The sequence below is a fragment of the Pirellulales bacterium genome (assembly GCA_019694435.1).
Classification (GTDB): Bacteria; Planctomycetota; Planctomycetia; order Pirellulales; family JAEUIK01; genus JAIBBZ01.
In genome coordinates this window covers 209,589-224,132 of the sequence record JAIBBZ010000001.1, presented here as the reverse complement: position 1 = coordinate 224,132, position 14,544 = coordinate 209,589, and the positions used below count along the sequence as shown (strand labels likewise).

The following is a 14,544-nucleotide window of genomic DNA, read 5'->3' as shown; positions in this document are numbered from 1 at the left end:
GCGCGTCGTGCCGTAGTAGATGGAAGTGCGCTGCTTGCGCACAGGATGCGCCCTCTTTACTCACTTCGATGCGAGTACATCGATAAGCCACGCCGACGGGCTAGAGTCCGCCTGTGCAACAAGCATAAGGGACTAGCGCACGGAGAACCGCCTGACATTGAGACAAGTGACGTCTAGGATGTGATCTACAACCAGCCGCCGGCGAGTTAGGCCGCATTTTTTGCGGCGTATGAAATGCGGAACTTCCTATGTCCCAGTGCGCGAAACAGGGAGTGACACGAATACTCATGCCGCAAGGCAGTGAGCTGGAGCAGTGAGCGCTCAGGCTTGGCGTCGATATTTCAGGCGATGAACGCACCGCGAGCACGAGCGGCCGCGCCAGGCGGGCACCAGATTTCGAACTTCAGCGACGAGTTCTAGACGCTGAGCGCAGCGTTCGAGAATCGAGGCTGTGGATGCTCGCGGTAATATCGGCGATTGCCTCGTGCCTCAGCGCAGCCGCGGCATTGGTCGCTGTCCTAAAGTAAGAGGCAAAGTGGTCTACCAATCGCCTAATAGCCGGCTGACTTTGCAGGCGGTTCAGCGGCAAGGTGTTGGTCTCCACCGCTCGGTCCGAGTCTTCGCCGATCCGCGGCGACAACTCGCATCCTGCTTAGATGCGGTTGGCTTCGTACCATCCGCTGACTTTTTCTTCGTTATGCGCTCACGTCGAGCCGTCCTGGTTCAACTTCAGGTGTCTGGGAATCCGCTTGGATCGCATGGACGGAGCTTGAGGGCAGGGCGTGTCGACGGCGATTGGCAGTCCCTTGAGGCGCTGGAGCCTGTGCAGGTGGGCGGTGTTCCGATGCGCCATGTTTGCGGTGCCTGGCGCGAGTGCGGGCGGCGGCTGCATGGCGTGCGGGCGAGTTCGGCCGCGCGGGCCTGGAAACGCAGGTTCCTACTGCGGCTTTCACTTGCCCTTGAGACCGATTGCTTGCAGTCTCGAGCTGAGTGTTGTCGCCTTGATGCCGAGGAGCTCCGCGGCGCCGCCCGGGCCGTGGATCTTGCCGCCGCAGGCTTCCAGGGCGCGCCGCAAGTTGGCTCGTTCGAACTCACGCACCGCGGCGTCGGTCAGAATTTCCTCGTGGCCGTGCGTCGAAGGGCGAGGTGCCGCTTGGGACGCGTCGTCCAAGTCGATTCTCAGAGGGCCGCCGCGGGAAAGAATCACGGCGCGTTCGAGTACGTGCTGAAGTTCGCGGACATTGCCGGGCCAGTCGTACCGCTCGAGTTGTCGCGCAACGGCCTGGGTGAGGCGGTGCGGGGCAATCCCCAAGCGTTTGGCAGCTTGACTGAGAAAGTGCTCGGCCAGGATCGCGATATCGTCGCGGCGCTCCCGGAGCGGCGGAAGCTCGATCGGGAAGACGCTCAGCCGATAGTAGAGGTCTTCGCGGAACCGTCGTTCGCGGGCCTCATGGCGAAGATCTCGATTCGTCGCGGCGATGACGCGTACGTCGACCTTGCGCGTCCGCTCTTCGCCGATGCGTTCGATCTCTCCCTCTTGGAGGACGCGTAGCAACTTGCTCTGGAGATCGAGCGGCACCTCGCCGACCTCGTCGAGGAACAGGGTGCCCCCATCCGCCAGTTCAAAGCGTCCGAGGCGGTCGCGGAGTGCGCCCGTAAAGGCCCCTTGTACGTGCCCAAAGAACTCGCTCTCGAACAGTTCGCGGGGGATCGCCGCGCAATTCACCTTGATGAGTGGCCGGTCTGCCCGGTCGCTGCGTCGATGGAGCTCGCGCGCGACAAGCTCCTTGCCGGCACCGCTCTCGCCGAGAATCAAAACCGTCGAGCCCGTTGGAGCGACCAGGTTGATCTGGTGATTAACGTTGCGCAAAGCGGGGCTCACGCCGAGCATCTCGCCGAAGCCTTGCTCCGCGGCGAACTCCTGCTGAAGGTATTCGTTCTCTTCCTCGAGCCGCGCACGTAGTCGCTGCACCTCGTCCCAAGCGTGGGCGTGAGCGATGGCGGCGGCCGCATGGTCCGCGATCATCCGCAGCCAATCGAGGCACTCGTTGCCGATCCGCACCCTGCTGAAGACGGCGAGCACGCCGAGCACTTTTCCGCGATGGCTCAGCGGCTGCCCCGCGAAACCGAGAATCCCTTCGGCACGAACCCATTCGGGTTCGGCGACCCAGGCGGGGAGTTCGGCCATGTCGGGGGCTTCGATCGCCTCGCCCGTCGTCGCGATGCGTCCGACCTTGCGCACGCCGATTGGGAATCGTCGGAAGCGGCCGTCGAGCCGCGAATAGTCGAGTTCCGGGGTAACCGTCGAGCGTCCGCTGCTCGCGACCAAGTGCAAGCACTGCGATTGGTCGGGGCATTCATTCCGCATGGGGCACGTCTCGCAGCCTTCGCCAGGCCGCACGAGCCAAAGCCGGGTGAGGGCGACTGCGTCCGAACCGGCGATCCGCGAAACCAACAGGTCCAGCAACGAGGTGAGCTCGCGCTGTTGGGCCAGATCCAACAAGAGTCGCTTGGGGTCGTCGAAGAGCGGCGTGCTTTCGGTCAGTTTCGTCATTCAAGCCAGAATAACGATTTTTCGCAGTGACTCAACGAAAAGTCGTAATTCAACGAAATGTCGTTGATGGGTTGAGTTGTGTGTGCTTTTGGTAAGTGCCTTTGGATTAATGCTTTGCGGAATTTGCATTGGATTGGCACGAAATGTGTTTTACCGCTGATCGACGAGTAGTAACTCGCCGAAACCGTCCACCTCAGAAGCTGAAGGAGACTCGATCATGCCGCGCCTCACGCAAATCGACCCCGAACGAGCCAACCCCCAGCAAGCAGAACTGTTTGCGGCCGTGAAATCGAAGCTCGGCCGAGTCCCCAACCTGCTGAGGGCCTTGGGCAACTCGGCCGCCGCGCTTCGCGGCTACCTCGATTTCTCGAGTGCCCTGGGCACCGGGAAAGGACTCAACGCCCAGCAACGGGAGATCATCGCGCTGGCGGTCGCCGAAGCGAATGGATGCGAGTACTGCCTTGCCGCTCACTCCACGATTGGCAAGCTGGTCGGGCTAACTCCGGACGCTATCGAAGCCGCCCGTCGTGCCGACGGCGTCGATGGCGCCGGCCGTGCGGTCGCTCGCTTTGCCCGATCGATCCTCCAGTCGCGCGGACGCGTGTCGGACGCCGATCTGGAGACTTTCCGCAGCGCGGGCTTCGGTGACGACGCGGTTGCCGAGATCGTCGGGCACGTCGCGCTGAATGTGCTGACGAACTTCTTCAACAATCTCGTCGAAACCGATATCGACTTCCCTGCGGCGGCGCCGCTGACGGCGCAAGAGCCTGCGGCCTGCGCGACCGACTGCGGCGGTACCGCTTGAGTCACGCCCGGGCCGGCACCTGCGCCGGCCCGGATCTTTTTCAAGCAACTCGCCCGGAGCAATGTCATGGCAAGCTCGAAGTCACTAACGCCTCCGTTCGACCGCGACACGGCGATCGCCAAAGTCCGCGCAGCCGAAGATGCGTGGAACTCTTGCGACCCCTACCGCGTGTCGCTCGCGTACAGCGAGGATGCGATCTGGCGGAACCGGAGTGAATTCCTGGAGGGCCGCGAGCAGATTCAAGCGTTCCTCGCCCGCAAGTGGGCGAAGGAACTCGACTATCGCCTAATGAAGGACCTGTGGGTATTTGGCGAGCACCGGATCGCGGTCCGCTTCCAGTACGAATACCACGATTCGTCGGGGCAGTGGTGGCGAGCTTACGGCAACGAACTCTGGGAATTCGATGCCGACGGTCTCATGCGTCGCCGTGAGGCGAGCATCAACGACCTCGCGATCAATGACGGAGATCGGAAATTCCATTGGCCACTCGGCAAACCACGGCCGGCCGACCTGCCCGCAGTTCTGAGTCTCGTTTGATTCGAGGTTCGGCGAGCGTTTCGCCGCCAATCGCTGCAAAACCGTTGATCAGGAAAGAACCATGAAGACTGCCATCGTTGTCCTGTCGGACCCTCAGGCTGGCTCCCAGGAGGCACTGGGGCGTTTGTTCAACGCCTTGGCTGCGGCCTATGACTTCAAGCAGCGGAACGAAGAAGTCCGCATCTATTTCCAAGGAGCGGGCACGCGATGGCCTGCCCAACTGCTGAACCCGGAGCACGCCGGCCACGGGCTCTACCAGGCGGTCAAGGATCGTATCGCGGGTGTCTCTTGCGGGTGCGCCGACGTGTTCGGTGCCCGCGACGACGCGGTGAAGCACGGCTTCGACCTGATCACGGACAACCAGGTGCCCGGCACGACCGGGCTGCCGAGCGTTGCGCAACTCGTGGGCGACGGCTACAGCGTGCTGACTTTCTGACCCTGAACCGAACGCAATCATGGCTCGGCCTGGCCGGGAGAAACACGGAGAAATCAAGATGACTCGCACCCAACTGTTCGTCGCTTCGCTCGTACTCTGTCTGGCAAGTTCGGCATTCGCCGCTGCACCTGCTGACGTTCGCTATCGAACCGTCCAGATCGACGGACTTGACATCTTTTACCGTGAGGCCGGGCCACGGGACGCGCCCACGGTCCTGCTGCTGCACGGCTTCCCGACGTCGTCGCATATGTTCCGCGAATTGATCCCTCAGCTCGCCAAGAAATATCACGTCGTCGCGCCTGACTACCCAGGATACGGCTACAGCTCGGCGCCGCCCGTCGAAAAGTTTGATTACACCTTCGAACATCTCGCCCAGATCGTCAGGACGTTCATCGAGCGGATCGGGGTCGAGAGATACTCTCTCTACTTGATGGACTACGGCGCGCCTATCGGCTTCCGGATCGCAGCGGCGGCGCCAGAGCGTGTCGACGCGCTCATTATCCAAAACGGCAATGCATACGAGGAAGGGATCGACAACGACTTCTGGAAGCCGATCAAGAAGTATTGGGCGGAACGCACTCCAGAGCATGGCGACGCCCTGCGAGCGTTGCTCACGATCGACGCGACGAAGTGGCAATACACGCACGGGGTCCGCGACGTCGAAGCGATTAATCCGGACACCTGGGACCACGTCCAGCCCTTGTTGGACCGCCCAGGCAATCAAGATATCCAACTCGCCCTGTTCCACAGCTACGGCAGCAACCCGCCGCTGTACCCCGCGTGGCAAGAGTATTTGCGTGTGCACCAACCGCCGACGCTCATCGTCTGGGGAAAGAACGATGCGATCTTCCCGGACGCAGGCGCATACCCTTACAAGCGTGACCTCAAGGATCTCGAATTCCATCTGCTCGATACCGGGCACTTCGCCCTGGAGGAAGATGGCGCCGAGATCGCCCGGCTGATGGGCGACTTCCTCGACCGCAGAGTAGCTGGCAGCCCCGCCCCGGTTTCGCGGACGGAGCTCTCCAACGACCACGCTTCGCGCTCCCAGGTGTCGACGCTCCCGTAGGATCGACGACCGTCATGATCGCCGCCCTCGGGCAAGCCGCGCCCGGGGGCGGAACACTTCAACCGGAGAACGCCATGACACGTTATTCAAGCGACGTCGCCTTCACGCCGATCGTCAAGGCGATCCAGCAGGAAAAGGGCTCGCGAGTTGCTTACGGCAAGATGGAACAGCGGGGCGGCTGGCAGACCAGGGTCACGCCGGAACTCGACGCCTTCCTGGCGCGACTCGACATGTTCTATCTGGGGACAGCGAACGCCGAGGGCCAGCCCTATATCCAGTACCGTGGGGGACCGCCAGGCTTGCTGCGAGTTGTCGATGAGCAGACCTTGGCGTTTGCCGACTTCGGCGGGAACCGCCAATACATCACGCTCGGGAACCTGCGGGACAATCCGAAGGCGTTCTTGTTCCTGATGGATTACGAGGGTCAGCAGCGTATCAAGGTTTGGGGCAAGGCACGCGTGGTCGAAGACGACCCACGGTTGCTCCAGCGGCTCACAGACAAGGGATACCCGGCACGCGTCGAGAGGGCCATCGTCTTCGCGATCCAGGCCTGGGACGCCAACTGTCCTCAACACATCCACCGACGCCTGCCTGAGTCGAAGGTCCAGGCGGAAATTACGCGCCTGCAACAACAGATCAGGGAACTGAAGGCGCGGCTTGGCGAAGCGTGAGCTTCACGAGTTACCGCGTCTGCGCCAACGATCGATATCGATCAGGCCTACGTCGGAACCGGTCCTGTCTTGCAGAGGTCGGCTCGACTTCGACGGGATTGCTGTGCAGCACGCGCGCGTTGGCGAACCCCCTGCCGCAATCTCGCAGCGAGAGACGTGGATGCCCGGCGCGCCGCGGGGGCATCACCCGCGCACCGAACTACGACTGGCGCATTATCCATCAGCGGTAAGAACGTCTAGGGATATCTGGCGGTCAGGCTATATACTCAGCATCTCTGGCGACGCCTCACAGTGGCTCATCGAGGAGTGCAGCGATGGCTCGATATCTTTCGCGATGCGGCGTGACGGTGTGCTGGTCGCTGATCATGCTGCAATCCGCGCTCGCCTTGGGCAGCCCTGCCGATGGCGGTCTCGACGGTCAGGAGATAGTCAACAACCTGGCGGCTCGGTGCCGGCCGTGGATCCAACAGCCTTCGCGCGATCTGAAGTCCTTAAGGTACGTCTACCACCTTGGGAACGATGATCGAATCGTTGAGCTTGTATCCGGCGGCTCGAAACATCGAGCCAGCATGTGGCAAGGAGCCACGCTCTTGACCGGCCTCACGAGAGTTCTGCGAGCGCCGAACCAGTTTGATGTCGAAGTCGAGCGCGTCGACGGCCAGCCACAAGGGGCCGAACCGCACTTGGAGCTGACCGTTCGGCCCAAAGCCGCCGTCGCGCCGTTTCACTTGGAGGTGGGTCATGGTATCGACGGCGAATGGCACGGATATTTCTGTCATTCGTCGAGCGAGCTGCGCCTCGAACTGGACTCGCAGACGCTCTTGCCGCGCCGCGAAGTCCATGACGACTCGCAATACGAATTTCTGAGTTGGCGAGAAGTGGGCGCCGACCGATGGGTGCCGCAATTGATCGTCGTCCACCGCGGCGACATCGTTTTTCGAATGCACTTCGCCTGGCAAGGCAACGCGGCGTGGCTGCTGGAGTCTGCCGAGTCTGTCAAAGATGGCCGCGTAACGCTCGTGGCCCGAACGAGCGATGTACAGATCAACGACGATCGCGTCGTTGCCAAGCACTCGGAAGGTGAGCGTCGGCAGAACGAAGGCCGGCGCATCCTGCGCCAGATGCTGGAGAAGAACGCCGCCTGGCTCGCTCCCGCGGCGGCGTTCGACACGCTCGAATACGAGTTTCACGTCGAGCGAGACGACGTCACCGAAACGTGTGTGTTCAGGCGCGACGGGCTGGTGGTCTTCGAAGCTAGTCCATCCGGCGAGCGCCGGATCGTGCTCCCCGACGGCCGCACTGGACAAGCGCATCGCAATGATCCGCGGGCATTTGTTCACGCCGCCTTGGCCGATTCGCGGAACCCGGAGGCTGACACTCGGCTCCGCCGCAATGCGCTCATGGGCTGTCGGTTCGATCTGCCGCTATTCGAGCTAGGGCGCATGCTCGACGATTGCCGCGTCGAAATCGCCGACGGCCAATGGAACGGCACGCCCTGTCACGTCGCCACGATTAGCTCGCACCCGCGATCGGCGCGGCTCGGTTGCGGTGTGATGCTCGGTTTCAGCTCACGGTGCTACTTGCATGATCTCCGGCCGGCGTACGAGGTGCTTTACATCGACAAGCAGCGGCTGGTGCCGCTGCACGAAACGCTCGTCTGCGATCGGGATGATCGACGCTTTGAGATCGACTTTGCAGGGTACACGCCGGTCGCCGGCGAAGCCGGTTCGCTCGTGCCGCTGGGCATCGACGTCGAATCGAAGGATTACTTCGCGTGTCACTACGATTTCCAATTGGTCGCTGGGCGACAATGGCTGCTCAAAACCGTCGCGGCCTCGTTTTCGTCCGGTGAACAGGTTCGCGGTACGGTGAATGTCGCGCGAATCGACGGGAAGTCGACGCTGGCTGACGATGTCGAGCGACAGGTGCAGGCCTACCGCGAGGTATTCGAGGCAGATGCGAGAGGCGACAACACTGTAACTCAGACCGTCAATACCTTGACGTTCAGGTTGGGCAGGCAGATGACCATCGGCCCGGCCTCCGCCGCGTTTACGTTGGACGCGCAGCGGAATCTGATCCTACGATGCAAGGCGGAGCGCAAGGGAGTTACCGCCGGACAAACCGTGCGCGTCCTGCTGCTGGATGCGGACGATCGACTGCTTCAGGCGGCCCAGGGCGTTTTCGCCGACGAGAATGACCAGTTCACCGCCGTGGCGTCGTTTGGCCGCTCGCGCGCGTTGAGCGCGGTAGCTCGATTTGTAATCGACGGTCTCGGAGACACGTCGCAGCTGCCCGATGCCGAGTTGCGCCGCTTGGCCGCGTGTCGACCCGTGGTCGGCGCCGGCGCAGTGCCGTTGCGCGCGGTTGCTGATGCTTCTGGCGAGACGCGGCTGGTGGATGTCGCGCTGCAAACGGAACGCGACGGAGGGCTCGTCGCCGCCGTTCATTTCGCTTCTCGTGACCGAATGAATGAGTTCGTCTTCGAGACGTCTGTCGCTGTTTTCGATCCCGCCGGCCGGCTGCTTTCTGCCGGCGCGAAAAGCGACAAAGTGAAAGTCGTAGATTACCTTGTCGACGCGACCTGGGGCGTCGCGTTGCCCAGACCGTTTGGGGACGACAGAGTCAGCACGGTGGCCATCGGCCTGAGCCGGGGGGACACAACCAGCGCCCCCGTGGGAACCCTGTGGGGCATGTTGGACGACCGCGGTCTGGTGTTTCCCCTGGAAACCTTGCTGGCTGCCGACGATCCCGGTTGTTGGCGAGCGGCGCTTCAGGAAATTGACTCGCAGCTCGTCGAGACGCTCGATGACGGCCTGTTCAACACGCCGGGCCGTTGGCGTCGGCAAACGGTCGAGCACGAAGCGCCGGTCGATCTCCTGCAACCGTACGCGGATCGCTTGTTGGAAATCGTCGATCGCGCGCGCGAGCCGGCCATGCTCGCGACCGCGATCCGGCTGCTTGGCTTTGCGAATGACCAGCGGGTCGCCGCGCCCTCGCTGCGACTGCTCGAGCATGAAGACGCGAATGTACGAGCTGCGGCGGGAATCGCCCTGTGTCTGCTGCGTCGCGACGAAGGCCTTGGTCAAATCGAAGCGATGCTCACCCGACAGGAATCGGCGGCCGACGATCCTGGCCGTTTTGCCCAGATCGCTGTGGCCGGGCAAGCGCTCGTCGCTTTGGCCACCGTTCGCAGTGATGCATCCGTGCGCCTGGTGCAAGGGATGATGAACGCTTACATCGACGGTGCCACGGTTGTCCAGTCCGAGCACAGCCGGGAACTTGCAGGAACGGGCCACCGTGCCGAGCAGCTGGCGACGTTGTTAGGCAACCTTCAAGATGCAAGAAACGTGCAGATCTTGACCGACGCGATCGATCGCCTCGAAGCTCGCCGAGACTTCGACGGCTATCGAGAGGTCCATGGATACCTGACTGCCATTCTCGGCTACGACGACGCGGCCTTCGATTTCATCGACCGCCGCGTGCGCCGCGGCGATATCGATACCATCTACGCGCTGGCGCATACCAGTCGGGCGGACTTCGTGCCTGCTGTCCGTGTCCTGCTCGAATCTCAGGCCAGCGCCGACGTCTGGCATGACGCGATCAGGTATCTGCGCAATCTCGAATCGCCGGACGCCGTCGACGTGTTGCGCGAAGCGTATGGTCGCGAGATTCCAGAAGTCTCGAACCGCAAGTCCAATCGGCTGCGATTGGCGGCCGCACTTGCTTTTCGCGGAGATGAACGCGGTTTCCCTGCCGCGCTCGAAGAGCTGGCAAAGCTGGCCGATCCAGGGCAGGGTCCCGGTGACGAGCAGGCAAGAAAGCAATGGAAGCAGCAAGTCGACGACCGCCGCAGCGAAGCCCTCGAGGTGTTCGACCGCGCCGGAACAAGGGCGGTGGTTGAGCTCGTGGCCAGGCATGCCGGCGACGAAAGCCCAAACACGCAATTGGCGCTACTGCAAATTCTCGCACCGCTGCGTGCGCTACCCGACGCCCTGCGACCCCAAGTCGAAAAGTGGGCCAGATCTTCGTCGGAGCAGGTCTCCGAGCAGGCACAGCGTTTGCTCCGGGCCGAATAAATCTCGATTTCGGGGCCGCAGTGGTGCAACGCAATCGCTCAACAAGCGGTGTTGCTCGGCGAGGATGGACCCTGCTGGAATCGCGACCGCCAGGCAGGGAAACCGCTTTGGTCGCCTAGATCGAGTGCATGGCCAGGCCTTGTTTTCGGTGGTTGCGGTTGGCGGTTGGCCGAAGCGGGCGTCTGAGGGGGCAGTGGTTTTCGTGGGGTGGGGGGGAGTTCGGCCGTGAGCGCAAGATTACTTTGGTCGTCGTCGGGCAGATGCTGAGGTTCCTACAAGGCATCGGCGCTGAGCTTGAATTTGGCATGAAGTTGGAATGATCGCCGGTGAAGATTGGACGAGGCGGTCACGGTCAGGCTCGCGTTGATGGTCGTGCGGTTCAAACGTACGGGTAAACTGGTTGCCGCAATTGACGGGGGGACGGCGGTTTCCTGCTGCGCAGGGCCGCCGAATACCTGCGCGTAAGTGGGCTTGTGTGTTCTCACGAAATGCGGAGGTGCTTTCATGATGCGGCTTCGTAGACCGTCGGCGACCATCGTGCTTGCTCTCATGGCCATCGTGGCGGTGGCACAACACGTGACCGCGTGCACCGGCATCACGCTGATCGCCAAGGACGGCGCGGTCGTGTTTGGCCGGACCTTGGAGTGGGGGACGTTCGACCTGAAATCGCGGCTCGTCCTCGTTCCGCGCGGGCACGAGTACCAGAGCCACCTGGGAGACAAGCTGGTCGGCCGCGTCTGGAAAACGGTGTACGGAGCGGTCGGGCTGGACGTGCTCGAAAAGGACCATCTCGTCGACGGCATGAACGAGCAGGGACTGGCGGTCAACGTCTTCTATCACCCGGGATTCGCCGAGTACGCGAAGCTCGACCCATCGAAGGCCGCCACGACGATTGAGACGCTGGACCTGTGCCAGTATCTGTTGACCACCTGCGCGACGGTCGCCGAAGTCCGGCGGGCGCTGGCCGAGGTGACCGTCGTGGGGGTGCTCGAGCCCGCTATCGGCATCGCCCCGCCCATCCACCTGATCGTTACGGAAAGAGGCGGCAAGGCGATCGTCGTCGAATTCACCCAGGGTAAGACGACAGTGCACGACGCACCGTTGGGAGTCATTACGAACGCGCCGAACTACGACTGGCACATGATCAACCTGCGCAACTACCTGAACCTTTCGCCGGTCGCTCTGCCCGACAAGCAGATCGACGAGTTGGATTTCAGGCCGTTGGGCGGCGGTAGCGGGATGATCGGGCTGCCGGGAGACTTTACTCCTCCGTCGCGGTTCGTACGCGCCGTGGCGTTCGCCAAATCGGCCCGCCCAACCGACACCGGTGCGGAGACGATGTACGAACTGTTGCGCATCTTGGACAACTTCAACCTCCCTTTGGGGGCGGCCGAAGGGGAAGGTGCGGGCAATACCAAAGGCATGCGCAGCGCGACCATCTGGACGACGGGCTACGACACCAAGAACCTGGTCATGCAATACCACACCCAGCACAACCGCCGCGTCCGCCAGGTCGACTTGAAGAAGATCGATTTCGCCGGACTGAGAGACTTGGTCCGTCTGCCCTTGGACAAGCAGAAATCGCAAGACATCGAGGACGTCACGCCGCTCAAGGAATAGCGGTTCGTCGGCCCCGTGGCGCAGCGAACGACAGGCAGGAGAGCAGGGGTCCCGAACGGTCAGGTGCTACCAGCAGCCCGTTGATTACTTCAACGGGCAGTTAGGGTCCACTGACGTCGAACTTTTGAATGCGGTGGTTGAAGGCGTCGACGACGTACAAGTGTCCGTGGCTGTCGATCGCGAGGCCGTGCGGGGCGTAGAATTCGCCGGCCTCGGTTCCCTCCTGGCCGAAGCCCTGCAAGTAGTCGCCCGTGGCGGAGAACTGTTGGATGCGCCCGCCGATGCTGTTGACCCAAACCCGGCCGGTGGCGTCGAAGCAGATGCCGGTCGGACCGCGCATGATCTGTCGCTCGAAGGCCGTGAAGTAGTCGCCGAACCCGCCGGGTTTCGCGTCGGTGCTGCCCCAATGGCCCAGCGGCTTGCCCGTCGAGCTGAATTGCTGCACGCGACACAGAATGGCTTCGGTCGTGTAGACATGGCCCTGACCGTCCAAGGCCACAAACGTCGGGCCGGCAAAGAACGCCTTCGGGTGCGGGTCGCCACCGAACTCGCCCGGTTGGAAGCCCTTTTGGCCCCACTTCGTCAAGAAGTTGCCCTGAGTATCGAAGACTTGCACGCGGCGATTGCACTGGTCGCAGACGTAGGCGCGGCCGTCCTTGTCGATCGCGATGCCGCCGGGCGTGTCGAACTCGCCATCGCCCGTGCCGAATTTTCCCCATTCGCGCAGCAGCTTGCCCTGCGGCGAGTAGACGGCGATCTTGTCGCGTTGCCTCGGCTGGTCGTAGCGCGAGGGGGGAATGCCCCCATGCGCAACGAAGACGTTGCCTTCACGATCCAGCGCGATTCCGCCGGGGAAAGGCGACACCGGGAAGGCCGCGATGAACGCGCCCTGATCGGAGAACTGTTGCACGCGTGCGTTGTAGAAATCGGTGACGAACACCTCGTCGGCCGAATTGATCGCAATGCCAATGGGAAAATCGAACTCTCCCAGGGCGGAACCTCGTTGGCCCCATTCGAGCAAGAAGCCGGTCGCGGGCCGCGGCTCGTCGACGGCATATGCGGCCGGCGCGCAGCAAGCGAAGATCCATAGTGCGACCCGCGCGATGGTCAGGAGTGCTCGATGCTCACGCGTCATCCGGCGCCACGCTTTCGTCAACCTTTACGTGCGGTCGCCCCCCCGGGGAGCATGGAACCATTGTCTTCACGGGCCAGGGGGGACGACAAGCTGGTCTGCGGGCCAGTTTCAAGCCGCGGGAGGGCTGTCCGGCTTCGAGCCGGGCGGAGCGGATTGTGCGTTACAACAGCGCGTCGATCAGCCGGGCCATGTTTTGGAGCACTTTGCGCGGCAGCGGCCGGCGGTTCCATTGCGTGAGGGTGAGTTCGGTCGAGAGCGCGATGTTGCGTTCTTCGATCTCGCGCAGCTGCTGGGCGACTTGCGGGTCGTAGACGATCAGCGTGATCTCGGCATTGAGCAGAAACGACCGCAGGTCGAGGTTCGATGAGCCGATCAGCGCCACGTCGTCGTCGATGGTGATGTGCTTGGCGTGCAGGAACCGGGGCTGATATTCGAAGATGCGCACGCCTGCGCGCAGCAGGTCTTCGTAGTACGAGCGCTGCGCGAAGCAGACCAGGTATTGATCGGCCGAACGCGGGACGACGAGATCGACCTGCACGCCGCGCATCACGGCCGATTGCAGGGCTTGCAACAGCGCCTCGTCGGGCACGAAGTAGGGCGTGGTGATGACGATTCGCCGTCGCGCGGCGTGCAATAGCGCGACGATCAGCGCCGGCAGGTTGGCCTGCTGATAGCCGGGGCCGCTGGGCAGCACCTGCGCGGCGATTTCGCCGTCGACCTGGGGATCGGGAAACAGCTCGGTGCGGACGAGGTCTTCTTCGGTCTCGAGCAGGCGGTCGGTGAGGAACACGGCCTGCAGTTGCATGACGACCGGGCCGCGAATTCGGGCCACGAGTTCTTCATAGACCAGGCTAGGCTTGAAATCGGCGGCGACGATGTTTTGCGAGCCGACATAGGCGACGCGGCCGTCGATCAGGGCCAGCTTGCGGTGGTTGCGCAGATCGAACCGCGCGCCGCTGCGACGGAACAGCTTGACCGGCAGCGCGGCGCGAACGTCGACGCCCGCCGCGCGGAGCTCGCGGCGCAGGCGGCGAAACGCCGAGATCGACCCGAAGGCATCGCACAACACGCGACAAGCGACGCCGCGCCGGGCGGCCGTGATCAGGGCATCGGCCACGCGGCGGCCGACACGGTCGTCGGCGAAGATGTAGTAGAGCAGGTGGACGTGATGCTGCGCCGCGTCGATGTCGGCGACGAGCCGGTCGATCGCGCCATCGTAATCGGCCAGCAGCTCAATCTGGTTGCCGTCGACGATCGGGAAATCGCCCAGGTTTTCGGCCAACATCACGACCTGCTCGTAGCGCTCGGGCAGGCGCGGATGGACGGCGAACGGGCTGAAGAACCCGTGGCCCGCCGCGCGGATGAGCTGGCTCACCTGGTGCTGGATCTGCAGCCGGCGCTGGGGCAGATAGGCCCGGCCGAACAGCGCGTAGAGCACGAGTCCGGGCCAGGGGAGGATGAAGATGAATAGCAGCCACGAGCGCGCCGCGGCGGGATTGCGCCGCTGGGGCACGTAGACGAGCATCACCAGCCGGATGACCCACTCGCTGAGATAGTAAAGCGTCGTGGTGCTCAGCACGGGAAGCGGCGCCTGCAGGAGGTGCGACGAACGATGCGAAGCGGGGCAGCGGACCGCGCCGG

11 protein-coding genes are annotated in these 14,544 nt (G+C 63.0%); 7 read left to right on the top strand and 4 right to left on the bottom strand.

The annotated features are described in order from the left end of the window. Positions 1-949: 949 nt before the first annotated feature. Complete coding sequence (locus K1X74_00880; protein ID MBX7164875.1) at positions 950-2,554, bottom strand: sigma 54-interacting transcriptional regulator; 1,605 nt, start codon at positions 2,552-2,554, stop codon at positions 950-952. Between the two features lie 217 nt (positions 2,555-2,771). Between K1X74_00880 and K1X74_00875 the strand changes: the two genes are divergently transcribed. The 6 genes from K1X74_00875 (at position 2,772) to K1X74_00850 (ending at position 10,148) form a co-directional block, all read left to right on the top strand. Continuing rightward, a complete protein-coding gene (locus K1X74_00875) occupies positions 2,772-3,359 on the top strand; it encodes a peroxidase-related enzyme (protein ID MBX7164874.1) in 588 nt (195 codons plus the stop codon). Positions 3,360-3,425: 66 nt separating this feature from the next. Beyond that, the gene (locus K1X74_00870) at positions 3,426-3,896 is read left to right on the top strand and encodes a nuclear transport factor 2 family protein (protein ID MBX7164873.1); all 471 of its coding nucleotides are present in this window, start codon (positions 3,426-3,428) and stop codon (positions 3,894-3,896) included. Between the two features lie 61 nt (positions 3,897-3,957). After that, positions 3,958-4,332: a DsrE family protein gene (locus K1X74_00865; GenBank protein ID MBX7164872.1), complete on the top strand. Its 375-nt coding sequence runs from the start codon at positions 3,958-3,960 to the stop codon at positions 4,330-4,332. 58 nt (positions 4,333-4,390) lie between these two features. Then, positions 4,391-5,401 carry an alpha/beta hydrolase gene (locus tag K1X74_00860; GenBank protein ID MBX7164871.1) on the top strand — a complete coding sequence of 337 codons (1,011 nt, stop codon included), beginning with the start codon at positions 4,391-4,393 and terminating at the stop codon, positions 5,399-5,401. Between the two features lie 74 nt (positions 5,402-5,475). Then, positions 5,476-6,072 (top strand): pyridoxamine 5'-phosphate oxidase family protein, encoded by a 597-nt coding sequence (locus K1X74_00855; protein ID MBX7164870.1) that lies wholly within the window; start codon positions 5,476-5,478, stop codon positions 6,070-6,072. Between the two features lie 314 nt (positions 6,073-6,386). After that, entirely contained in the window at positions 6,387-10,148 is a 3,762-nt protein-coding gene (locus K1X74_00850; protein MBX7164869.1) for a hypothetical protein, read from the top strand. Positions 10,149-10,420: 272 nt separating this feature from the next. Here the strand turns inward: K1X74_00850 and K1X74_00845 are convergent, their stop codons facing one another. Then, on the bottom strand, positions 10,421-10,654 hold the full coding sequence (locus K1X74_00845; protein ID MBX7164868.1) for a hypothetical protein: 234 nt from the start codon (positions 10,652-10,654) through the stop codon (positions 10,421-10,423). Between K1X74_00845 and K1X74_00840 the strand changes: the two genes are divergently transcribed. After that, a complete protein-coding gene (locus K1X74_00840; protein MBX7164867.1) occupies positions 10,653-11,768 on the top strand; it encodes a choloylglycine hydrolase family protein in 1,116 nt (371 codons plus the stop codon). The genes K1X74_00845 and K1X74_00840 overlap by 2 nt on opposite strands. Positions 11,769-11,868: 100 nt before the next feature. Here the strand turns inward: K1X74_00840 and K1X74_00835 are convergent, their stop codons facing one another. Continuing rightward, positions 11,869-12,903, bottom strand: a complete 1,035-nt coding sequence (locus K1X74_00835) for a hypothetical protein (GenBank protein ID MBX7164866.1) — start codon at positions 12,901-12,903, stop codon at positions 11,869-11,871. Positions 12,904-13,063: 160 nt separating this feature from the next. Next, positions 13,064-14,482, bottom strand: coding sequence for a cardiolipin synthase (gene cls / locus K1X74_00830; protein MBX7164865.1), 1,419 nt, complete (start codon positions 14,480-14,482; stop codon positions 13,064-13,066). Between the last annotated feature and the right edge of the window lie 62 nt (positions 14,483-14,544).

Excerpts from the sequence above, each read along its gene's own strand:
- K1X74_00855 (MBX7164870.1), top strand. The coding sequence starts at position 5,476 with ATGACACGTTATTCAAGCGACGTCGCCTTCACGCCGATCGTCAAGGCG.
- K1X74_00870 (MBX7164873.1), top strand. The coding sequence starts at position 3,426 with ATGGCAAGCTCGAAGTCACTAACGCCTCCGTTCGACCGCGACACGGCG.
- K1X74_00840 (MBX7164867.1), top strand. The coding sequence starts at position 10,653 with ATGATGCGGCTTCGTAGACCGTCGGCGACCATCGTGCTTGCTCTCATG.
- K1X74_00865 (MBX7164872.1), top strand. The coding sequence starts at position 3,958 with ATGAAGACTGCCATCGTTGTCCTGTCGGACCCTCAGGCTGGCTCCCAG.
- K1X74_00835 (MBX7164866.1), bottom strand. The coding sequence starts at position 12,903 with ATGACGCGTGAGCATCGAGCACTCCTGACCATCGCGCGGGTCGCACTA.
- K1X74_00875 (MBX7164874.1), top strand. The coding sequence starts at position 2,772 with ATGCCGCGCCTCACGCAAATCGACCCCGAACGAGCCAACCCCCAGCAA.
- K1X74_00850 (MBX7164869.1), top strand. The coding sequence starts at position 6,387 with ATGGCTCGATATCTTTCGCGATGCGGCGTGACGGTGTGCTGGTCGCTG.
- K1X74_00845 (MBX7164868.1), bottom strand. The coding sequence starts at position 10,654 with ATGAAAGCACCTCCGCATTTCGTGAGAACACACAAGCCCACTTACGCG.
- K1X74_00860 (MBX7164871.1), top strand. The coding sequence starts at position 4,391 with ATGACTCGCACCCAACTGTTCGTCGCTTCGCTCGTACTCTGTCTGGCA.
- K1X74_00880 (MBX7164875.1), bottom strand. The coding sequence starts at position 2,554 with ATGACGAAACTGACCGAAAGCACGCCGCTCTTCGACGACCCCAAGCGA.